Annotated in this window: 17 protein-coding genes and 1 tRNA gene; 10 read left to right on the top strand and 8 right to left on the bottom strand. The window is 65.8% G+C overall.

Translation table 11 applies throughout. The features are described from left to right. Positions 1-369: 369 nt before the first annotated feature. Genes ACE3RQ_RS08060 through ACE3RQ_RS08050 form a run of 3 tightly spaced genes read left to right on the top strand, consistent with a single transcriptional unit; the run spans position 370 to position 2,884 of the window. Positions 370-810, top strand: a complete 441-nt coding sequence (locus tag ACE3RQ_RS08060) for a DUF3489 domain-containing protein (RefSeq protein ID WP_374521443.1) — start codon at positions 370-372, stop codon at positions 808-810. Then, entirely contained in the window at positions 807-1,208 is a 402-nt protein-coding gene (locus ACE3RQ_RS08055) for a DUF2924 domain-containing protein (protein ID WP_374521442.1), read from the top strand. The genes ACE3RQ_RS08060 and ACE3RQ_RS08055 overlap by 4 nt, the downstream gene beginning before the upstream one ends. Further along, positions 1,208-2,884 (top strand): recombinase family protein, encoded by a 1,677-nt coding sequence (locus tag ACE3RQ_RS08050; RefSeq protein WP_374521441.1) that lies wholly within the window; start codon positions 1,208-1,210, stop codon positions 2,882-2,884. Before ACE3RQ_RS08055 ends, ACE3RQ_RS08050 begins: the two co-directional genes overlap by 1 nt. Before the next feature lie 241 nt (positions 2,885-3,125). Here the strand turns inward: ACE3RQ_RS08050 and ACE3RQ_RS08045 are convergent. The 6 genes from ACE3RQ_RS08045 to cysS all read right to left on the bottom strand — a co-directional run bounded on the left by ACE3RQ_RS08045 (position 3,126) and on the right by cysS (position 8,742). After that, positions 3,126-3,218 (bottom strand) — tRNA-Ser (locus tag ACE3RQ_RS08045). A 50-nt stretch (positions 3,219-3,268) separates the two neighbouring features. Beyond that, on the bottom strand, positions 3,269-4,549 hold the full coding sequence (locus tag ACE3RQ_RS08040; protein WP_374521440.1) for an aspartate kinase: 1,281 nt from the start codon (positions 4,547-4,549) through the stop codon (positions 3,269-3,271). A 70-nt stretch (positions 4,550-4,619) separates the two neighbouring features. Beyond that, on the bottom strand, positions 4,620-5,573 hold the full coding sequence (tilS, locus tag ACE3RQ_RS08035; protein ID WP_374521439.1) for a tRNA lysidine(34) synthetase TilS: 954 nt from the start codon (positions 5,571-5,573) through the stop codon (positions 4,620-4,622). Between the two features lie 13 nt (positions 5,574-5,586). Continuing rightward, positions 5,587-6,573: an acetyl-CoA carboxylase carboxyltransferase subunit alpha gene (locus tag ACE3RQ_RS08030; protein ID WP_374521438.1), complete on the bottom strand. Its 987-nt coding sequence runs from the start codon at positions 6,571-6,573 to the stop codon at positions 5,587-5,589. 43 nt (positions 6,574-6,616) lie between these two features. Next, complete coding sequence (locus ACE3RQ_RS08025; protein WP_374521437.1) at positions 6,617-7,267, bottom strand: DNA-3-methyladenine glycosylase; 651 nt, start codon at positions 7,265-7,267, stop codon at positions 6,617-6,619. Further along, entirely contained in the window at positions 7,267-8,742 is a 1,476-nt protein-coding gene (gene cysS / locus ACE3RQ_RS08020) for a cysteine--tRNA ligase (RefSeq protein ID WP_374521436.1), read from the bottom strand. Before cysS ends, ACE3RQ_RS08025 begins: the two co-directional genes overlap by 1 nt. 288 nt (positions 8,743-9,030) lie before the next feature. Here cysS and ACE3RQ_RS08015 point away from each other — a divergent pair, with 288 nt between their 5' ends. The 6 genes from ACE3RQ_RS08015 to ACE3RQ_RS07990 all read left to right on the top strand — a co-directional run bounded on the left by ACE3RQ_RS08015 (position 9,031) and on the right by ACE3RQ_RS07990 (position 14,186). Continuing rightward, positions 9,031-9,951, top strand: a complete 921-nt coding sequence (locus ACE3RQ_RS08015) for a tetratricopeptide repeat protein (RefSeq protein ID WP_374521454.1) — start codon at positions 9,031-9,033, stop codon at positions 9,949-9,951. 143 nt (positions 9,952-10,094) lie between these two features. Then, positions 10,095-11,378 carry a murein L,D-transpeptidase family protein gene (locus ACE3RQ_RS08010; RefSeq protein ID WP_374521435.1) on the top strand — a complete coding sequence of 428 codons (1,284 nt, stop codon included), beginning with the start codon at positions 10,095-10,097 and terminating at the stop codon, positions 11,376-11,378. 1 nt (position 11,379) lies between these two features. Beyond that, positions 11,380-11,964, top strand: coding sequence for a peptidylprolyl isomerase (locus ACE3RQ_RS08005; protein WP_374521434.1), 585 nt, complete (start codon positions 11,380-11,382; stop codon positions 11,962-11,964). Positions 11,965-11,966: 2 nt separating this feature from the next. Beyond that, a complete protein-coding gene (locus ACE3RQ_RS08000) occupies positions 11,967-12,473 on the top strand; it encodes a peptidylprolyl isomerase (protein WP_374521433.1) in 507 nt (168 codons plus the stop codon). A 33-nt stretch (positions 12,474-12,506) separates the two neighbouring features. Next, the gene (locus tag ACE3RQ_RS07995) at positions 12,507-13,337 is read left to right on the top strand and encodes a UDP-2,3-diacylglucosamine diphosphatase (RefSeq protein WP_374521432.1); all 831 of its coding nucleotides are present in this window, start codon (positions 12,507-12,509) and stop codon (positions 13,335-13,337) included. A gap of 6 nt (positions 13,338-13,343) precedes the next feature. After that, positions 13,344-14,186: a zinc-dependent peptidase gene (locus ACE3RQ_RS07990; RefSeq protein WP_374521431.1), complete on the top strand. Its 843-nt coding sequence runs from the start codon at positions 13,344-13,346 to the stop codon at positions 14,184-14,186. On the opposite strand, the gene ACE3RQ_RS07985 is transcribed toward ACE3RQ_RS07990, so the two are convergent. Both ACE3RQ_RS07985 and ACE3RQ_RS07980 read right to left on the bottom strand, forming a co-directional pair. Continuing rightward, positions 14,176-16,761, bottom strand: coding sequence for a DUF349 domain-containing protein (locus ACE3RQ_RS07985; RefSeq protein ID WP_374521430.1), 2,586 nt, complete (start codon positions 16,759-16,761; stop codon positions 14,176-14,178). The genes ACE3RQ_RS07990 and ACE3RQ_RS07985 overlap by 11 nt on opposite strands. 129 nt (positions 16,762-16,890) lie before the next feature. Beyond that, positions 16,891-20,397, bottom strand: a complete 3,507-nt coding sequence (locus tag ACE3RQ_RS07980; protein WP_374521429.1) for a DUF748 domain-containing protein — start codon at positions 20,395-20,397, stop codon at positions 16,891-16,893. Positions 20,398-21,193: 796 nt separating this feature from the next. Here ACE3RQ_RS07980 and ACE3RQ_RS07975 point away from each other — a divergent pair. Continuing rightward, the gene (locus ACE3RQ_RS07975) at positions 21,194-22,081 is read left to right on the top strand and encodes a lytic transglycosylase domain-containing protein (protein ID WP_374521428.1); all 888 of its coding nucleotides are present in this window, start codon (positions 21,194-21,196) and stop codon (positions 22,079-22,081) included. Positions 22,082-22,103 lie beyond the last annotated feature (22 nt).

The following is a 22,103-nucleotide window of genomic DNA, read 5'->3' as shown; positions in this document are numbered from 1 at the left end:
TCCACAACCTTGGACTCGCTAACTCAACACTGGTACGTCTAAAGGGGGCAGGTCACAGCCACAAGCCCAGGGGTACGGACACCACTCTGCCGACAAACGTAACCCATTGATTTATTTGGACTTTTTTTAAAATCACGGGCGCAAGAAACGAAAAAGCCCGATACCTTTCGGTACCGGGCTTTCGTATCACTGGTCGGCGTGGCGGGATTCGAACTCGCTACCCCTTGCACCCCATGCAACACCATCACCTGGGTAGCAAGCCATAAACGCGGATCATGACCAAATGACACGGCCACTTGGCGAAGTAGTTGATCGGCTCGCGAAGTAGAGCGTTACTGCCGCCGTGCCTTTTTGGCACGGGAGCAAGAAATGAAACGCAACGCCTCTACGCCATCGAAACTCAAAACAGTCGCGACCAAATCTTCCGCGAGGAAGCCCAACACCTCCACGCGAAAGCCCACCTCCAATCCCAAGACCTCTGGAGCCAAGACAGCCGCCGGCAGATCCAAGGCTCCCGCCGTCAAGGCTTCGCCAGCTGCCTCAGTCCCGCCCGCCGCGCCCGAGTCCGCGGCAACATCGACCGAGCCCTCCTCTCTGCCGGCCCAGAGCAAACAAGCCCAGCTCATCGCCCTATTGCGCTCCGATCCTGGAGCCACCATGGCGCAGATGATCGCCCTCACCGGCTGGCAGCGCCACACCGTGCGCGGCATGATCAGCGGCTCGCTGCGCAAGCGCCTGGGTTTGGACGTGCAGCAGCGATCCATTGACGGTGTTCGCGTCTACCGCATCGTGGAGGACGTGGCCCCATGAACACGCTGGATCAGATCGTCAGCGCAGATCGCACTGCCCTCGTGCAACGTTGGCAATCGCTGTTCGACCGTGAACCGCCCGCCCACGTGCAAGTCGCCTTGCTGCGCCGGGTACTGGCCTGGCACGTTCAAGATGAAGCCCTTGGCCGCGAGGCGGGTGCTTCCAAGAGCGCGAATCACCTGAATCTCGCCCTGCGACCTGCTGGTGCTCGCCGTACCGCATTGCTGACAGCAGGCACACGCCTGCTGCGCGAATGGCGGGGCCAAACACATGAAGTGCTCGTCTTGCCCAAGGGCTTTGAGCACCAAGGCAAGACCTACACGAGCCTGAGCGCAGTGGCGCGTGCCATCACTGGCACCCCCTGGTCTGGGCCAGCTTTCTTCGGGGTGCGCCACTGATGGTGAAGAAAGCTGGTTTTTCGTTCTCCGGCTCTGCGCAGGTACCGACATTGGCCTGCGCCATCTACACGCGCAAGTCATCGGAGGAGGGTCTGGAGCAGGACTTCAATTCCCTGCACGCTCAGCGCGAGGCATGCGAGGCCTTTGTTCTGAGCCAGAAGAGCCTGGGCTGGACCTTGCTGCCGACTGCCTACGACGACGGCGGCTTCTCGGGCGGCAATGTCGAGCGCCCCGCCCTGCAGCGCCTGATTGCCGACATTGAGGCCGGCAAGATCAAGGTGATCGTGGTCTATAAGGTTGACCGCCTGACCCGTTCACTTGCCGACTTCGCCAAACTGGTGGAGCTGTTTGACGCCAAGGGGGTCTCGTTTGTCTCGGTGACCCAGCAGTTCAACACCACGACTTCCATGGGGCGACTTACTCTCAATGTGTTGCTGTCGTTCGCGCAGTTCGAGCGTGAAGTGACCGGCGAACGGATCCGGGACAAGATTGCCGCCTCCAAGCGCAAGGGCCTCTGGATGGGAGGTTTGGTTCCGGTGGGGTACCAAGCCAAGGGACGAACGTTGGAGCCCGAAGAGCCCCATGCCAGCCGGATCCGCGAGATCTTTGAGCTGTACCTCAAGCTCAACGGCGTTCGCCAGCTCAGTGAAGAGCTGCAAGCACGGGGCTGGCTCACTCCTGTGCGCAATCACAAGCGCGAGGGCTTCGGAGGCAACAAGCCCTTCAGTCGCGGCCACCTGTATCGCGTCCTCAGCAACCCGGTCTACATCGGCCTGATGGTGCACAAGGGTGAGGTTCATCCTGGACAGCATCCCGCCATCATTGACGAGAGCCTATGGAAAGCGGTGCAAGACCGCCTGGAGGCCAATCGAAACGGGCACAAATCCAAGTCCCATGCAGCCAATCCCAGTCTTCTGAGCGGCAAGCTCGTTGATGAAACCGGGCGGCGCCTGATTCCTTCGCACACGCGCAAGGGCAACAAGCGATACCGTTACTACGTGACCCCAATAGAGGATCCAGGCGAGCCGATCCGGCTGCCGGCCAACGAGGTCGAGCAGATGGTGGTGAAAGCGGTCATGAACTGGGCCTCTGATCAGAAGCAGGTGGTGGATGCCGTGGGCTGGGCCGACGCGCGCGCAGCCAGCGGTGCAATTGCTGCGGCCAAGCAATTGGCGGTGGCACTGGCTCAAAACGCCCGGGATCACCTTGGCCAATGCGTTGAGGCGGTCGAGGTGGGACCGAACTCGATTCGGATTGCGGTGGATCTGGTGGGGTCCGGCATCGTGAAGGCAGGGACAGCCAACGAGTTCGTCGAGATCACAGTGCAGGCGCAGCGCAAGCGCTGCGGCATGGCGGTTCGCTTGGTGATTGGCGGACCTGATGCGCCTCCTGCGCGTGAGCCGGATCAGACCCTGATCAGTCTGATGAGCAAGGCACGAGAGTGGCTGCAGCGGCTGACATTCCAGGGGCAAGGTATCGGGGAAATTGCGCAGGAGGAGAAGGTCTCGCCAGGCTATGTGACCCGCATGGTGCACCTGGCGCTCTTGGCCCCTGACATCACCCAGGCCATTGCAACGGGGGATCATCCGGCCGACCTGAATGCCTCAAAGCTGATGCAGGCAATGCCGCTGCCCATGGACTGGGACGAGCAGCGCCAGGCACTGGGCATGACCTGAACAGGCCGGAGGGTCAGGAAAACAAACGGGGCGCAAATGCGCCCCGTTTTCTTTGGTGCGGTTCGACCGAAAAGGCAAAAGCCTCACTGGACAAAATCGCCAGCAGAGAATGCGTCGAGAAAAGAAGGGGCAAAGCTGCCCGGGGAGAGCCAGCAGAGAAACTGGATCCGGCTGGGAGCCCGCGAGAAATGGGGCTCCGGAAAGAAAAAGGGCCCCCGCACTGCGGGAGCCCTAGACTTACTGGCGGAGTGAGAGGGATTCGAACCCTCGATGAGGCTCTACACCCCATACTCCCTTAGCAGGGGAGCACCTTCGGCCACTCGGTCATCACTCCAGAAGCCGCGTATTATGCCTCAAAAATTGGGGCCTTTTGGCGGCGGTGGATCAGGCCTTGATCGCGTCGGCGTCCTGGTCCAGGTCAAACTCGCGGTGCAGCGCGCGCACGGCCAGCTCCATGTACTTCTCGTCGATCACGACCGAGGTCTTGATCTCGGAGGTGGAGATCATCTGGATGTTGATGCCCTCGGTGCTCAGGCAACGGAACATGCGGCTGGCCACGCCAACGTGGCTGCGCATGCCAATGCCCACGATGCTCACCTTGCAGATGCGCACGTCGCCCACCACATCGGCCGCACCCAGCGCCGGCACCACCTTGGACTTCAGCAAGTCCATGGTTTTCTGGTATTCGTTGCGGTTAACGGTGAAGCTGAAGTCGGTCTTGCCGTCTTTGCTCACGTTCTGAATGATCACGTCAACTTCGATGTTGGCGTCGGCCACCGCACCCAGAATCTGGGCGGCAATGCCAGGCTTGTCGGGCACGCCCAGCACAGAGATCTTGGCCTCGTCGCGGTTGAACGCAATGCCGGAAACGACGGCTTGTTCCATGGTTTCGTCTTCCTCAAAAGTGATCAGGGTGCCAGAGCTGGCTTCTTCGTTCAGGTCGATGTCCCAGGGCGTGAAGCTGGAGAGCACACGCAGCGGCACCTTGTACTTGCCGGCGAATTCCACCGAGCGGATCTGCAGCACCTTGCTGCCCATGCTGGCCATCTCCAGCATCTCTTCAAAGCTCACGCGAAGCAGGCGGCGGGCCTCGGGCACCACGCGGGGATCGGTGGTGTACACGCCGTCCACGTCGGTGTAGATCAGGCACTCTGCCGCCTTGAGCGCGGCGGCCACGGCCACGGCCGAGGTGTCGCTGCCGCCACGGCCCAGCGTGGTGATGTTGCCGGCCGGGTCAACGCCCTGAAAGCCGGTGACGATGACCACCTTGCCGGCAGCCAAATCAGCGCGAATGCGCTCGTCGTCGATCGACTCGATGCGGGCCTTGGTGTAGGCGTCGTTGGTCTTGATCGGCACTTGCCAGCCGGCGTAGCTCACGGCCTCCAGGCCTTCGGCCTGCAGGGCAATGGCCAGCAGGGCCGACGAGGCTTGCTCGCCAGTAGAGGCCAGCATGTCGAGTTCGCGGGAATAGGCCTTGCCCGGCTTCTCGGGCGCCACTTCCTTGGCCAGGCCCAGCAGGCGGTTGGTTTCGCCGCTCATGGCGCTGGGCACCACGACCATTTGGTGGCCGGCACGGTGCCATTTGGCCACGCGACGTGCAACGTTGCGAATGCGCTCGGTCGACCCCATGGAGGTGCCGCCGTACTTGTGAACAATCAAGGCCATCGGGATGGGTGGGTGCTGAAAAGGCCGCGTGGGGCCGGGTGCCCAGCCGAAACCGGGCAAAACCTCGGGATTATACCGAGGGGGTGTACCGCAGGCTCTCGCCGTCGCGCAGCAGCAGGCCTGGCCCCACTTTCAGCCGGAGGCCATGGCCACGCGTGCGACAAGCCTGCACCTGGTCCAGCAATTCCTCGAGTTGCGCCGCGCTGGGCAGCACGCCATGGGCTTGACGCAACCAGTACCGCAGGGCATTGCCCTGGCGCTCTCGGCTCAAAGCCTGCAGGGCCTTGAGCCTGGGCGGCTGCCCCAGGGCCTCAAGGTCAAGGCGGGCCAGGTCGTCCAGCAGTTGCTGGGCCTGCGCTGCGTGCGAGGCAGTGCGAGCGAGTGCCTGGGCACCGTGCGGAAACAGCTCCAGCCACAGTGGCAGCAGGCGTTGGCGCAAGCGGTTGCGCGTGAAGCGCAGATCTGTGTTGGTGGGGTCGTCCACCCAAGCCAACCCGCGCTCCTTCAGCGACTCTCGCAGGCGTTCGGCTGACACCGACAACAACGGCCGGGCAAACCGCACGCCATGGCGCTCGAACGCGTCGGGCATGGCGGCCAGCCCGGGCAAGCCGGCCCCACGGCTGAGGGCCAGCAGCACCGTCTCGGCCTGGTCACCAAGGTGCTGCCCCAACAGCACCACCTGCAGGTCGGCGGCCATGCCGGCCAGCGCGGCATAGCGGGTCAGGCGAGCCGCATCCTCCGGGCTTTGGCCCGGTTGAGCGCGGGCGTCCACGTGGGCCACACGAAGCGGCACGCCCAGCGACTCGCAGGTGGCGCGCACATGGGCCTCAAAGCCATCGGCGGCGGCCTGCAAGCCATGGTGCACATGCAGGGCGACCACCCGCCCTGGCCATTGCGCCTGGGCAGCGTGAACCAAGGCGGTGGAATCGGCCCCACCACTGAGGGCCACCCCAATCAGGCCGTCGACGGCCAAGGGGTGGCGGAGGGACCAGGCGGCCAATGCCTGCGCGGCAGGATCGGCCATGCGCTGCAGCGCCTCAGCGCTTGTCTTTGGCCTCGGCCTTGGTGTCGGTGAAGCGGCCATAACCGTCCAGGCGGGCATGGCGGCGCTCCAGCAGTTCCTTAACCTTGAGGTCGGCTACCTGGCGCCAGGCGTCGTTCAATGCGCGCTTGAGGAAAGCCGCCATCTGCTTGTGGTCGCGATGGGCGCCACCCACCGGCTCGTTGACGATCTTGTCGACCAGACCCAGGGCCTTGAGGCGGTGAGCCGTGATGCCCAGGGCCTCGGCGGCGTCGCTGGCGCGCTCGCTGGTCTTCCACAGAATGGAGGCGCAACCTTCGGGGCTGATCACCGAGTACACCGAGTACTGCAACATCAGCACCTGATCGGCCACCGAAATGGCCAGCGCGCCACCGGAGCCACCCTCGCCAATGATGGTGGAGATGATGGGCACCTCCAGCTGGGCCATCTCGAAGATGTTGCGGCCGATGGCCTCCGATTGCCCGCGCTCCTCGGCATCGATGCCCGGATAAGCGCCCGGGGTGTCCACAAAGGTGAACACCGGCAGCTTGAACTTCTCGGCCAGCTTCATCAGGCGCAGGGCCTTGCGGTAGCCCTCGGGCTTGGTCATGCCGAAGTTGCGCAGGCCACGCTCTTTGGTGTCGCGACCTTTCTGGTGGCCAATGATCATGCAGGGCATGCCATTGAAGCGAGCCAGGCCACCGACGATGGACAGGTCGTCGGCGAAATGGCGGTCGCCGTGCAGCTCGACGAAGTGCGTGAAGATGTCGCGCACGTAGTCAAGCGTGTAGGGCCGATCGGGGTGGCGGGCGATCTTGGTGATCTGCCACGGGGTGAGGTTGCTGTAGATGTCCTTCGTCAGTTGAAGGCTCTTGCCGGCGAGTTGCTCAATTTCTTCCGAGATGTCGACCGCCGACTCGCTCTGCACGTAACGCAGTTCCTCGATCTTGCTTTCGAGCTCGGCAATGGGCTGCTCGAAATCGAGAAAATTCTTTTTGGCCAAGGTGGACTCCTGTGCTCTTGTTTATGCCAACGACGTCGGTGACTCAGTAGTTCACCGGCACCGGATCCAGCGACCGCCAAATATACCAAGTGGCAACGCTGCAGTAAGGGGCCCATGAAGCGGCCACCTCGCGGATCTCGCTGCGGCTCACTGGCTCGCCCGAGAAGTAGGCGCGGCTGATGCCGTGCTGAAGGCCCACGTCATCCAGGGGAAGCACGTTGGGGCGCATGAGGTGAAAAATCAGGAACATCTCGGCCGTCCAGCGACCAATGCCACGAATGGCCACCAGCTCGGCAATGATGGCCTCATCGTCCATCGATTCCCACTGCTTCACGTGCACCTGGTCGTTGGCGAAGTGCAGCGCCAGGTCCACCAGGTACTCCACCTTGCGGGCCGACAAGCCACTGGCTCGCATGTCGTCCACTTTGAGCTTGAGCACGTGCTGGGGCGTCATCTTGCGCGGCAGCGCCGCGAAGCGCTCCCACACCGACTGCGCGGCCTTCACCGAGATTTGCTGTCCCACGATGCTGCGCGCCAGCGTGACGAAAGCGTCCCCGCGCGACTGCAGGCACACGCCTGCGTGCTGGGGGATGAGCTTCTTCATCACGCGGTCACGCTTGACCAGATGGCGACAAGCGTCCTGCCAATAAGCTGGCGCATCGGGCCCGAACTCGGGCAACACCACACCCACCATCAGGCACGCTCCCAGGTGGTGCCGCCCGGGCCGTCCTTGAGCACGACCCCCTGCTCCAGCAGCGCCTGCCGAATGCGGTCAGCCTCGGCGAAGTTCTTGGCTTTTTTGGCCGCGGCACGCGCCTCGATCTGGGCCTTGATGGCCGCTTCGTCCAACCCCTGTGCCGCCCCACCGCCTTGCAGGTAGGCCACCGGGTCTTGCTGCAAGAGGCCCAGCACCGCGCCCAGCGACAACAACGCCTGCGCCTTGTGCGCCAGCGACGCGGACGCGGCACCGGCCCACACCGGATCAACGGACGCCTGCTGCAAGCCCTGCACCAGCACGTTGATGTCGGAGGCCAGCGTGAAGAGCTGCCCCATGGCCTCAGGGGTGTTGAAATCGTCGTTCATCGCGTCGATGAACAGCTGCACCAGGCCATCGGCGCGGTCCAGTTCGGCCAAGGGCACGGGAACAGCCGGCTTGGCGTGGCTGGCGAGCCATTGCTGGCCATTGCCCAGCGCGGTGTACAGGCGCTTGAGCGCCGCGCGAGCGTCATCGAGGTGAGCGTCGCTGTAGTTCAGGGCGCTGCGGTAATGGGTTCGCACGACGAAGAAACGCACCGTCTCGGCGTCGTACTTCTGCAGCACTTCGCGGATGGTGAAGAAGTTGCCCAGGCTCTTGGACATCTTTTCGTTGTCCACGCGCACAAAGCCGTTGTGCATCCAGAAGCGCGCCAGCGGCTGACCGGTGGCGCCTTCGCTCTGGGCGATCTCGTTCTCGTGGTGAGGGAATTGCAGGTCAGCGCCACCGCCGTGGATGTCGAAGCTCTCGCCCAGCATCTGGCAGCTCATGGCCGAGCACTCAATGTGCCAACCGGGGCGGCCGGGGCCGTAGTCGCTGTCCCACTTGGCCTCGCTCGGCTCGTCGGCCTTGGCGGCCTTCCAGAGCACGAAGTCCAGCGGGTCTTGCTTGCCGTCGTTCACGGCCACGCGCTCACCCGCGCGCAATTCGTCAAGCGACTTGCCCGACAGCTTGCCGTACCCAGGGAATTTGCGCACGGCGTAGTTCACGTCACCGTTGTCGCTGCGGTAGGCCAGGCCCTTGCCCTCAAGTCGGCGGATGATGCCCAGCATCTCGGGCACGTACTCGGTGGCACGGGGCTCGTGCGTGGGGCGCTCAATGCCCAGGGCGTCGGCGTCCTGGTGCAGGGCGTCGATCATGCGGTCAGTGAGCGACTGGATGGTCTCGCCGTTCTTCAGGGCGCGGGCGATGATCTTGTCGTCGATGTCGGTGACGTTGCGCACGTAGGTGACGCGGTAGCCACTGGCCTTCAACCAGCGCTGCACCACATCAAAAGCCAGCATGGCGCGGGCATGGCCAAGGTGACAGAGGTCATACACCGTCATGCCGCACACGTACATGCGCACGTGGCCGGGCTCAAGGGGCGCGAACGGCTCAAGACGCCGCGTGAGGGTGTTGTGAATCTTCAGGGACATGGGGAGGGCGAACAACGGGAGCCCTGGGCATGGCGCGCGGCCCGTGGAGGCCCGCTCGGCAAGGCCGCTCAGCCCGGACCCCTCAAGTACAATGCGCCAGTATATCCAGCCCGCCCCGGCACGGCATTGCCGCTGGCGCTGCGCTACGATTCCCAGCCACGCGGGCCAGTGGTGGCCCGGTTCGCCCTCCGAGGTTCCATGCAACACCCCGTGATCAACCCGCAGGCCGCGCGCCGTGCCTCCTTTGCCCTGAACGTGCGCCACCTGGCCACCGCCACCGCTTGCGCCATGGCCTTCTTCACTCTGCCTGCCCTGGCGCAGGGTGATGAGGCAGCAGAGGTCAATCGCCTGCTGCGCGCGGGCCAGTACAGCGAGGCCCTGATCAAGGCCGATCAGGCACTGGCGGCCAAGCCCAAAGACCCACAGTTGCGGTTTCTGAAGGGGGTGATCCAGACGGAAAGCGGCAAGACCTCGGACGCCTTGGTGACCTTCACCAAGCTCACCGAAGACTTTCCCGAACTGCCTGAGCCCTACAACAACCTGGCCGTGCTCTACGCCAACCTCAGCCAGTTCGACAAGGCCCGCGCCGCGCTGGAAATGGCCATCCGCACCAACCCCAGCTACGCCACTGCGCACGAAAACCTGGGTGACGTGTACGCCAAGCTCGCCAGCCAGGCCTACAGCAAGGCCCTGCAGCTGGACGCTGGCAACACCGCTGTGCCCCCCAAACTCAACCTGATCCGCAACCTGTTCAATGGCACCGGGTCCACCGCCCGCCCGGCCAGCGCGGTGCTGGCGCCGGCTGCCGCCAAGCCCAGCGCACCCGCCCAGGCCGCACCGGCACAGCCCGCCGCGCCCACCGCCAGCGCTGCGCAGGGTGAGGTGCAAAACACCATCGACACCTGGGCCAAGGCCTGGTCCTCAAAAGACGTGAGCGGCTACCTCGGAGCCTATGGTCCCGACTTCACCCCACCCAACGGCCAGAACCGCAAAGCCTGGGAAGCCGAGCGCCGCTCTCGCATCGAACCGCGCAAGAGCATCTCGGTGACCGTCTCTGACCTGAAGGTCGACGTGAACGGCGACAAGGCCACGGCCCAATTCCGCCAGGCCTACAACTCGGACAGCCTGAACATCACCAGCCGCAAGCGCCTTGACCTGGTCAAGAGCGGCAACCGCTGGCTGATCGTGCGCGAGAGCACTGGCGGTTGATGGTCCAGGGGCGTCGCCGCCAGCCGGGGCTCACTGCGCGCCCACTGCCACTCGCCACCCTGCCCTGGCGGCGCCTGGGGGGCGTATGCCTGACCGCGATCTGCCTTCTCACGGCCTGGGCTGCCTGGCGCCGTGATCTGCCCGTGCCCGATCCGCGCGGCGCCGACATGGCCTTGTCGCCGGGGCGCGGCATCATCGAGCGGGCAATGGCGGCCGTAGATCCCTCCGCTGGCACCGCCTCGTTGAGCAGCACCCGCCTTCGCCTGGACGACAGCCACTGGAAGGCGGTGAAGCCCACACTGGCAGCGGCGGAGACGCGCCTGATCGACATCTACCGGCTCATCGGCAACGGTCGCACCCAAGAGGCATTGGCACTCTCCGCCGAGCTCGTGCGCGACCACCCCAACTTCCAATTGGCCCAACTGGTGCACGGTGACCTGCTGAGCCTGCGGATACGACCGGTTCGCCAGTTGGGCGACGTGGCCGACACCCAGGCCGTCGCGGCGCGCGACCAGTTGGCCGCCTTGCGAGAGGAATCCCGCCGGCGCCTGCAGGCCCTGGCCGAGCGACCTCCGGAAGGCGCCATTCCATCCGCTTTTCTCGAACTGGCGCCGTCAAGCCGACACGCCATTGCGGTGGACGCCTCGCGCTCGCGCCTGTACCTGTTCGAAAACCGCAGCCGCCCCGACACCGATGGCGCCCCTGCCCTGCGCCTTCTGGCCGACTTCTACATCTCCGTGGGTCTGGCCGGCATCGACAAGACCACCGAGGGCGACAAGCGCACGCCGCTGGGCGTGTACTACATCACCAGCACCCTCGACCCGGACAGCCTGCCCGACCTTTACGGTGCCGGCGCCCTTCCACTGAACTACCCCAACGCACTGGACGTACAGCGCGGCAAGACTGGTAGCGGCATCTGGCTGCACGGCACGCCGTCCGACCAGTTCGTGCGAGCCCCCCAGGCATCGGACGGCTGCGTGGTGATGTCAAACCCCGACCTGAAGCGACTGCTCGACACGGTGCAAATTCGCAGCACGCCAGTGCTCATCGCGCAGCGCCTGGAATGGGTGAACCCCATTGAACTGGCCGATGATCGCGAGGCTTTCACAGAGGCACTGGAAACCTGGCGACGCAGCCGCAGCCAACGCGACTTGGCCACCCTCAAAGGGCTTTACTCACCGCGCTTTCAGCAACAGGGCAGTGGTCTGGCCCAATGGTGGCCGCGAATCGAAACCGAACTGGCCGCACAGCCCGTGCGCGAACTCCGGCTGAAGGAGCGGTCGATGCTGCGCTGGCGCGACCACGAAGACGTGATGGTCGTGACCTTCGGCGAAGTCGCCGCTGGCCAGGTGCGCGGCCAGACTCGCCGCCAGTACTGGGTGCGCGAGAACGACCGCTGGTCCATTATTTTTGAAGGAGTCATCTGACATGTCCCTCCCGCTGCTGCGCCGACGAACCGTGGCCTTCTTCGCCGCCGCTTCACTGGCCCTGCCCTTGCTGGCCGCCACCCCGGAAAAACCTCCCCGCGTTCGACTGAGCACCAGCCAGGGAGACATCGTGGTCGAGCTCAACTCGGCCAAGGCCCCTAAGACGGTGGAGAACTTCCTGCAATACGTGGCCGACCAGCACTACGATGGCACCGTGTTCCACCGCGTGATCGACAACTTCATGATCCAGGGCGGCGGCTTCACCGCCGACCTGCAGCAAAAGCCCACCCGCGCGCCGGTGCCCCTTGAGGCCAGCAACGGGCTCAAGAATGACCGTGGCACCATCGCGATGGCGCGCACGTCCAACCCCAACTCGGCCACGTCGCAGTTTTTCATCAACGTGGTGAACAACGACAACCTCAACGCGCCCAAGCCCGACGGCTACGGCTACACCGTGTTTGGCCGCGTGGTCAGCGGCATCGAAGTGGTCGACAAGATCCGCGCCGTGCCCACCGGCAACCGGGGCATGTTCCAGAACGTGCCCCAAACCCCCATCACCATCCTCAAAGCCACTCTGGAGAAATGACCATGGCCAACCCCCAAGTTGAATTGCACATCGCCGGCATGGGCGTGATCACGCTCGAACTCGACGCCGAGAAAGCCCCCCTGTCCACTGAGAACTTCCTGTCGTACGTGAACAAGGGCCACTACAACAACACCATCTTCCACCGCGTCATTCCGGGCTTCATGATCCAGGGCGGCGGCTTTGAGCCGGGCATGAGCCAGAAGCCCACCGACAAGCCGATCAACAACGAGGCCAACAACGGCCTGAAGAACGAGGTTTACACCATTGCCATGGCGCGCACCAGCGACCCGCACTCGGCCACGGCACAGTTCTTCATCAACGTCACCAACAACGGCTTCCTCAACCACACCGCGCCCAGCGCCCAGGGCTGGGGCTACGCGGTCTTCGGCAAGGTGGTCTCGGGCACCGAGATCGTCAAGCAGATCGAGGGCGTGCCCACGGGCAACCGCGGCTTCCACGCCGACGTGCCCAAGACCGACGTGGTCATCGAAAAGGCAGTTGCGCTTTGATGCAAGGGGCCCTCGGGCCCCTTGCGTTTTCTCATGCCGGACCTCTCTCCCGCCCTTCATGCCGGCCCGAACGAATGGCGGGCCCCCGATCACTGGCGGGTGATCGATTTCGTCTCCGACCTGCACCTGCAATCCGGCGAGCCCGCCACCTGGCAGGCCTTCGAGCGCTACCTCCAGCGGGCACCCGCACCTGACGCGCTCTTTGTTCTTGGCGACCTCTTCGAGGTCTGGATCGGCGACGACGCGCTGGACCAAGGCGCCAGTGCACCGGGCGATGCGGAACCCCCGTTCTGGCGCGCCTGCGCGGCCGCACTGCGCCGCTTCTCCGAACACACCGCCCTCTTCTTCATGGCGGGCAATCGCGATTTCCTGCTGGGCCCCGACGGGCTGCGCGAGATGGGCATGCAAGCCTTGCCCGACCCCACCGTGCTGGTCTGGCACGGCCAGCGTTACCTGCTCAGCCACGGCGACGCCTGGTGCGTGGCCGACACCGATTACCAGCGCTTTCGGCAACAGGTGCGCACCGCTGCTTGGCAACAAGATTTCCTGGCCCGGTCCCTCGCCGAGCGCCAGGCGGTGGCCCGCCAATTGCGCGCCCAAAGCGAAGCGCGCAAGCGCCAGTTGGGGCCGGACCCCAGCCTCTGGGCCGATCTGGACGATGCCACCGTTCGCCAGCAACTGCAGGCGGCCTCAGCCGAAATCCTGATCCACGGCCACACCCACCGCCCCGCCGAACACAGCCTGGGCCAAGGCCTGCGCCGCCTGGTGCTGAGCGACTGGGACGCCACAGCCCGCCCCGCGCGGCTGCAAGTCTTGCGTCTGAGCGGGCAAGGCTTGGAACGCCTGGACCTGCCGGCGGTCTGACCCCGCATGTGGAGAACCTTCAAGAGCTGGCTGCCCCCCGCATGGCAAGCCATTCCCGAGGTGCCCGAGGCGCTGTGGCGACGCACCTTGGCGCACTACCCTTTCTTGTCATGCCTGGATGAACCCGATCGCCAGCGCCTGAAGTCGCTGTCGGCGGCCTTTCTGGCCGAGAAGGAGTTTCACGGCGCCCACGGCCTTGCGGTGACCGACGAAATGGCCCTGGCCATCGCGGCCCAGGCCTGCCGCCCCTTGCTGGGCATGCGCGGCACCGATGGTCGCCCTCGCCCGCACCCGCTGCAAGCCCTGGCCTGGTACGACGACTTCGTGGGCATCGTGGTGCAGCCTGGCGCCGCCCTGGCGCGGCGCCGCGTGACGGACACCAGCGGCGTCGTGCACAGCTACACCGAAGCACTCGCCGGCGAGGCCATGGACCGCGGCCCGGTGATGTTGAGCTGGGAAGACGTGGCCCAGGCAGGCACGCTGGCCGAACGCGGCACGAACGTGGTGATCCACGAATTCGTGCACAAGATCGACATGCGCGGCATGCGCCTTGGCGAACACCCAGACGGCGCGCCACCGCTATTTGCCGGCTTCATGGGCTGCGCCACGGTGCTTGATGCCACCGAACGCTGGCGCCGCACCATGCAAGAGGCCTACGCCAGCTTTCGCGAAGCCCTGAGCATGGCCGAGCGTTTCGGCGGCGAGCCCCCCTGGCTGGACGACTACGCCGCCAAAGACCCCGCCGAGTTCTTTGCCGTGACCTGCGAGGCCTACTTCGTCAACCCACAGCGCTTTGAACAGGCGTTTCCGGCGCTGCGAGCCCTCTACGACGCGTTCTTCAACGCTTGAGCAGCACCTTCAGCACGGACTGAAGGCGCCGCGCCGCGGCCGCCTCGTGCCGACCAGCCAACACGGCGGCGACGTCCTTCGCCCAGGTGTCGATGGGCGCGGGCGCGTTGCGCTGGGTGAGCAGCTGCAGCTGCAGCAAGCGGCGATCGCTCAGGTGTTCGGCCGGCGTGGGCACATCGGCCGCCATCTCCAGGCGCAACAGGGCTTGTGCAGGCAACTCGGCCGCGGGCTGGCTCAAGGCCTTGCCCCAGGCGGCGCGGTCAGCCGCGTTCAAGCGCGACCCCAGGGCCTGCGCCGACGGCAATTGCTCGGCATCACGGCCTTCCCAGGCGGTCATGAGCTGGGTCAGCACCTCGCCGTGGGCCTGGGCCGCCAGCTTGCGCAGACTGGCCTGTGCCGCTTCAATGGCTTGGCGCTGCGCGCGGAAAGCCACATCGCCCAGACGCGGCCCGCGCGGGGCGCGATCGTCACGGGGGCCACGGGCATCACGGAAGTCGCGGCCGTCGCGCGAATCCCGGCCATCGCGGCCGGGGCGACCGTCACGGCGAGCATCGCGCGCAGCGGGTTCGGCGCGCTTTTGGCCTGGGCGATCGTCGCCACGCATGGCCACCAGCTTGCGAGCCGGCGCGGCCGGCGCGGGGCTGGGTGTTTCGGCTGCAGCATCGGCCGATGGCTCGGCGGCGGGGCCAGAAGCCGGTGCGGCCTCGCCCGACTGCCCCTGAGGCGCGGGCTCGGCGGCCAGTGCGGCTTCAAGCGCTGACATGGCGGCGCGAATCTGCTGAGCATCCCCCGTGGCACTCGCTGCCTCCAGGGCACGCGCCGCGTCCAGCACGCGCTGGTCGTGCGCGCTCAGGGCGGTGGCAGCCTTTTCGCGCTCGGCAGACTTGCGAGAAAACGCCGCGTCCAGGGGGGCGCGGAAGGCTTCCCACAGCTTTTGCTCGTGCTTGCGGTCCAGCGGCACCGAGTGGGCCTCGGCCTGCCAGCGCTGCTGCAGCGCCTTGATGGCGTCGATGCGCAGGGTAGGCGCCTCCCCCAGGGCCTGGGCCTCTTGAATCAGGGCCTGGCGGCGTGCGGTGCTCTCGGCCTGCGCGGCCTCCAGGCGAGCATGGGCCGCGTGCATGGCCTCCTTCCAGACCGGCTGGATGTCGGCAAACGCCTTTTCGCTCAGGTGGCCCGCTTCGCGCCAGCGCTCGGAGAAGCCGTGCAGCGCACGGATCTGGCCCTTCCAGTCGGTGCTCTCGGCGTTCGCGGCCGTCCACGCACGAAGTTCTTCGATGATGGCCAGGCGCTGACCCTTGGTGGCCTCGCTCTGCGCGCGCACCTGGGTCAGCCAGGCCTCCACCACCTTGTGGGCCTCGTTGCACGCTTCGTCGAAGCGCTTCCACAGCGCGTGGTTGGGCTGACCGCCCTGGTCGGTGGCCTTCCACTGCTCACGCAGGGCGCGCAGGGTCTCCTGCATCTTGCGTCCACCCAGGCGCTGGCCTTCGGGCGCCTTCACCAGGGCCTCAGCCTTGGCCACGAGTTCTTCGCGAATCTGGTCGGCGCGCCAGCGCTGCCAGCCCTCGAGTTCGCCGGCCTTGGCCAGCGCGGCATGGGCGCGCGCTTCCAGTTCGGCAGAAATCACGCGGGCATTGGCCTTGAGCAAGGCGCGCACATCGGCCGACGCTTTCGGGGTGGCCTTGCCATGACCTTCGGCGAGTTCTTTTTCCAGCACGGTCAAAGCAGCGTCGAGTTCGGCGGCCACCCGCTTGGCCCGCTCTTGCTGGGCTTGGGTATCGGCGGCGGCACGTTCGGCGGCGGCCAGCGGCTCCTGGCCTCGTTGCACGCGCAGCTCATCGGCCCACACCGGGACGGCAGGCAGCGCCGCCTGTGGGTCTTCGGCGGCGGCCACCGCCTGGGTGAGCGCTGCCTCGAAGGCGTCCCACACCAATTGGAGTTGCTGGCGAGAGGCGTCGAGCATGGGCGGGAACTTCGGTTCGACGCTGGCCCACTGCTCATTGGTGGTCAGGCCCTGGGCCTGTTGCTGCCACTGCGCCACGTCGGCCCGCAGGGCATCGGCGGCCTGCTGGGCTTCGCGCCAGGGCTTGGTCGAAAGCACCTCGATGCGCTGTGCCAGCAGCACCGATGCCTCGCGCTCCACTTGCACGGCGTGCTGCAGGTCTTCAATGGCCCGCACCCGTTCGGCCAGCGACTGGCGCAAGGCCGCCAGGGGCTCGCGCGACAAGGGCGCACCTGCGCGCGCCGCATCTCGTTGCCAGGCCAGGGCGTCGGCCAGGTTCAGCCGGGACTGCGCCAGCAAAGCCTGGGCCTTCTCCGCCCAGTCGGCCGCGATCTGCTCTTGCGTCTTCTGGCGCTTGATCTCGTCCAGCTTTTCTTTCACCGGCTTGGCAGCGCCGCGATCCCGGTTGGCCATGTCCTTGTAGACCTCGGCCAGCAACTCGGCGGAAGGATCGGTGGCCAGCCACTCGCGCAGCCGTGCGGCGCGCTCGCCAGAAGTGGGCGCGGAGAAGGCGCCACCGGTGACGGCGTCGAGGGGATGGGAGGCGTTGGCGGGTTTGGCAGGTGGCGTGTTCACGGCAGGATCAGCGGCTTGAAAAGGGCGCAATGGGGAGACGACGGGCACGGTGGGCAGGCGGTGCGGGCCTGCACGGTCGCGCCCGGCGAAAACGCGTATTGTCGCCGCTGTCTGCCCCGGTGTAACGCCCTAGCGCGGAGCGATTTGCAGCTCGACCCTTGGTGCCCAGGCCTGATCGGCTGCCTTGAGCACTGGCGCCCCGATAAACAAACGGTCTTCGGGCACCTTCTGTTCGGCCAGGTGCTCCTTGACAGCCACCGCCCTGGCCACCGCCAGTTCGCGCATGGCGTTGTCGCTCACGGGCGTGGCCGCCAGCAGCAAGGCTTCCATTTCTGCCTGGGGAATGTCCTTGGCCATGCCCAGCAGGTTGCGTGGTTTGGGAATGTCAGCTCGGCGGTAGACCTCGCGCAGCAAGGCGGGGTATTCCTCCGTGCTCACTGTCACTTGCTGGGGCACGGCGCCCCCTGCGCGCGCAAGTGCCCGCCGCTTCTCGGCCCTGACTTGCTCGTCCAGGCGGGCGCGCTGGTAGGCGTTGCGCTCGGCTTCCAGGTCGCTCTGGCCCACCACGGTCAGCACCAGGGCGGGCCGGTCTTGCAGGGCCTTGGCCACGGCATTGAGTTGCTCACGCGCTGCGTCGCCCAAGTCGGCACGCCCGGCCTCGAAGGGCACCAGGCCCTGTTCTGCATGGCCGCCGCTGAACGCAGACGCAATCAGCGAAAACGGCGAGGTGATGGCCTTGCCGATCAGGTTCAACACCAGGCGCACGATGATGGGGCCCAGCCGGAACTGAGGGTCGTTGATCGAGCCGCTGATGGGCAAGTTGATGTCGATCACACCGTTTCGGTCGGCCAACAAGGCCACCGCCAGCTTGACCGGCAGGTTGGGCGCCTGACTGCCTTCAATGCGGTCACCAAAGGTGAGTTGGTTGAGCACGATCTGGTTGCTCGCGGTCAACTGTCCGCTGGGCTCGATGCGGTAGGCCACATCCACGCTGAGCTTGCCCCTCTGGATGCCATAACCGGCGTACTTGGCGCTATAGGGCGACAAAGGAGGCAGTTCCAGGTCACGCACGCGCCCCTTCACGTCCAGCGCGAGCGGCCTGGCCAACGGGTTGAGACGACCGGTGATTTCCAGGGCGGCGGTGCCTTCTGCTCGGCCGCGCAGCGACAGGTCGGCCAGCGCGGGCGCTTGCTCACCGGCTGCCGGCAGGCTGGAGAAGGCACTGATCCCTCCAGAGAGTTCGTTCAGGTTGGCCGAGTAATTGGGCTGGATGAAGCGGTCAGAGAAAAGCACACGGCCATTCACCAGACTGATCGGGCCGAAGCGAATATCGGGAGGCGGCCCGGCGGTGGCGGGCTGCTGGTTCGTGTCGGCGCCACCTGCGGGCGCTGGTTTCACCAGGTCTTGCAGGTTGATGCGGCCCGTCTCCGCCACGATCACCCGAGCGAAGTAATCGCTCAGCACCGTCTCGGCCACTGCCAGGCGAAGAGGCTCGTCTGGCGTCAGTTTGAAGTTCACCCCCCGCAACTGCAGCGATTTCCACAGCAGCAGGTCTTCGGCCGGCGACAGGGTGCTGGCACGCACATCGTCCAGCACCGCATCTCCGGCCACCGAGACCGCCACGCCACGCTTGTGCTGGAACGCCTCCACCCGCCCCCGGAAGCTCGCGTCTGCGCGCTGCAGGTCCAGGTTCAGGCGCTCGCTGACATAGGGCTCCACGGCCTGAAGCGGCAGGCGCTCGGCCTGCACTTGGCCGCTCCAGCGCCAGCCGGCTTGCGCTGAAGGCAGGCGCACCACACTTTTCACCGACAAGCGTCCGGCCTCAGCCCGCCGGGCCGACACTGACGCCACCCGCGCTTGCAAGGTGATGGGCACATCCGCCTGCCGCGCCGCCATGGGCTGCAGGCCTTGCGCGCTCAGGTTCAGCTCGCTGAGCACCAACTGCACTGGCGTGGCTGGCAGGCGGTCGGTCCAGGCCAGGCGCGCGCCGTTCACGGCCAGCTTGCCCACTTGCACCGACCAGGGAGCCGCAGTCGGTGTCGCTTGACGGGCCTGCGCCGCCTCTCGCCCGGACGGCAACCAACGCTCCGCCATCCAGCGCCCTTGGGCATCACGTTGCACGGGCAGGTTCAGGCCATCCAGCGTCACCGCCCCCAGGGCCACGCGACGGCCAGGCAGGTCAAGCACCGCGTCGTCCACCTGCAGCCGCGCCCACTGCGCCAGGTCTTCGCGCCCCGACCTCAGGCGCATGCCGTCCACACGCGCTTGCAGCGCACTGAGCGTCAAGGCCATGGCGCGGCCCTCAGCGGGGGCCCGCCAGACCAGATCGAACGCCGCCTGGGCCCGGCCCTCAAGGTCGGGCACCAGCGCTTCTTTCACATAGGGCCCCACCGCCGACAAAGGCAGAGGCCCGGCCTCCACGCGCAAACGGGCCTCGCGGTCCGACACATCGCCCTTGGCCAACACCGGGGCGCCGTTCAGGCGGGCCTGAACGCTCAAGGGGGCCGGGGCCGTTTCAGGCCAGCGCCAGGGGCCTCCACTCAATTCCCCGTCAGACAGGGTCAAGGCAGCCGCTGGGCGGGTGGTGGCGTCTCGCCAATCGACAACGCCCGCGCGCACCGACACCTCGGCCAACTGCACCCGCCAGGGCGACGCACTGGGGGGCGCGGCCTTCTGCGCTCCAGGTCGAGGAGTGGGCATGAGGGTAGCCAGCAAGCGCTCAACGTTCAAGCGGCCGCTGGCGTCACGAGACAGGCCCAAGCGAGGCCCCTGCAGGCGCACATGGTCCAGCGTCAGCACGCGGGCAAAGGGCTCGAAGCGCTGCACGCCCACCTCAAGGCGATCCCAGGCGAGCCAGTCCTGTTCTTGGCCATCCAAGCGCTGAGCCACCTTCAGACCAGACAGACCCAGGCCCCCAGACAACACGACCACCGGGTCGTTGGCCTGCTCGAACAGCACCTTGAGCGACAGGTGCAAGGTGCCAGCCTGCGGCCGGACTCCCCAGGCTTTGGGCCAATAAGGCAAGTAGGGCGAGACATCCAGCGCGGGCACGTCCAGGCTGGCCTCGGTGTGGTGACTCTGGGCAAAAGGCGTGGTCTGAAGGGCCGAATCGAACTGGCTGCCATTGAGGGTGAACGCCAGGCGCGGCTGGGTGATCACCTCGAGTTTGGAGGCCAGGTTGCTGAGAAAGGGCACGGTGAGGTGCACGCCATCCACGCGATGGGTCAGCCCCAGCGGCTCATCGATGAAAGTGCCCTGACCACCCACCAGTTCCAGGTTGAACAAGGCAAATCGGGCGGGCTCGGCGTCGGGTGCCGAGGGCTTGGCCTGCAGGCGCTCCAGCACGTCATCAATGTCGTAGCGTCCCTCGCCCAGGTGGCGAATCGCCACGCGCAGTCCTTCCAGCCGAATGGCGTCCAGCACAGGCGCCAAGCGCACCAGGGACTGCAGCTCAGCATCTATATAGAGACGGTCCCAGCCCAGCTGCTCCCCTTGGCCACTGGCATCGGCCACCCGCAGCCCCTCCACCACCATTTCCAGCGACCAAGGCGTCAGCGACACCTTGTCCACCGACACGGCACGCCCCAGTGCCGCACTGCCCTGCTTTTCCACCTGCCACTTGAGCAACGGGGGCAAGGCCAGGCCAAGCAAAGCCCACAAAACCACCAGGCCCCCCGAGACCCACGCCAAGCGTCGGCCCCATTGCCGACGCCGGGGCGCGAGCCAGGATGAAAGCCGCGTGATGAGGGGGGATGTCTGGGGGCGCATGGGCAGGAGTATCGCCAATCACCGTGCCCTTCCCAAATGAAGAAACCCCGGCAAGCCAGGCTTGCCGGGGTTGACGGCGGGCTAAAGCACTTGCCGTCGGGCGGGCGGTGGGAGGGTGATGTCCCACCAGCCGAGGGGGCAACAGATTGCCCCCATTAAAGGCCGGTTAGCGGCGTCACCGCTTGACCGGCTGAGGCTGGTCCTGAAGACCAGCGACTCAACCTTAATGCCGCGCCTCGGGTGGTGCAACCACGTGGCGACTGAACGGTCATGGGGAATTTTTATCGCCTACCAAGGGGCGATGAGATCGCGCCAAAAGCTCTAGCGGCAAACGCGAATGGCGGCCATCAACCGACAAACGGCAGCCTTTTTGACACACAGGAGAAACAGCCAGGCAAGGGCCATTTCCCCTGGGGAAACCCGATGTCAATGTCATTGACGACACCTTTATTTATTACTTTTTTTCATAAAAAACGACATCTAAAACATTGACTGGATATTTATCTCTCCCTACTATCCGCCGGTTTTGCCCGGAAGGGCCCGACCGAACGCTGCCGCTAGAGGCTAATTCGGCCCCGACGTCGACCAAACGACCGGAGCCGATGGCGACCCAATCCAACGGAACACGACCTCCGGGTCTCATCCGCCATGAAAGGAGCGACACATGTCTGCCATGCAATTCACGCCGAACAAGAGCGCCTCACGCGCCATGGCGTCCCTGAAGATCACGTTGGGTGACGTGTACCGGGGCTTTTTCGACATCACCCACAACAGCCTGGCACTGCTGGGCATGCTGCTCGCCATGTCGGTGGTCGTGCTCAGTGCACGCCCTGACCTGCGAACCACGGCCGAAGAGCAACTGCTGGGCTGGCTGCTGCAACGCCAGGAGGCGGTGGCTGGGTCCGCCGATATCGAACCTGAGCCCACTGCGGTGGACCGGGTGACCGCTGCACTGCCCGCCGAGCTGCCAGAACAACAGGCCAAGGTGACCTACTGGCTCAGCCGCAAGTACCGCGTGGCGCCCGAGCCGCTGGGCGCCCTGGTGGCCGAGGCATTCACCGTGGGCGAGAAGGTCAACCTCGACCCCACGCTCATCCTGGCTGTGATGGCGGTGGAGTCGCGCTTCAACCCCTTCGCCCAAAGCCCAGTGGGCGCCCAAGGGTTGATGCAGGTGCTCACCCGAGTGCACACCGACAAATACGAGGATTTCGGAGGTCAGCTGGCCGCATTTGATCCCGTTTCCAATCTGCGAGTGGGGGTTCAGGTCCTGAAAGACGCCATCCGCCGCGCAGGGTCGGTGGAAGGTGGCCTGCGCCTCTATGTGGGCGCAGTGACGACCGATGGCAGCGGTTACATCAACAAGGTAATGGCCGAACACCTGCGCATTCAGAGCGTGGCACTGGGCAGGCCCGTTCCGCGCACGGCCATGCCGGCACCCGCAGTCATTCCCGTGTCCACCCCGGTTCACCCGGCCCAAGCGCCTGGAGCAGAAATCGAGGCCGTGGTGCCCAGCGCCACCACGCGACCCGCTGCGGCATTGGCCCACTCCTGAGCGGCCGTTGGCCGCTCGGCTA

It is taken from the genome of Hydrogenophaga sp. (assembly GCF_041913525.1).
Classification (GTDB): Bacteria; Pseudomonadota; Gammaproteobacteria; order Burkholderiales; family Burkholderiaceae_C; genus Hydrogenophaga.
The sequence above is the reverse complement of the archived record's forward strand: the minus strand, read 5'-3'. Positions and strand labels throughout refer to the sequence as shown.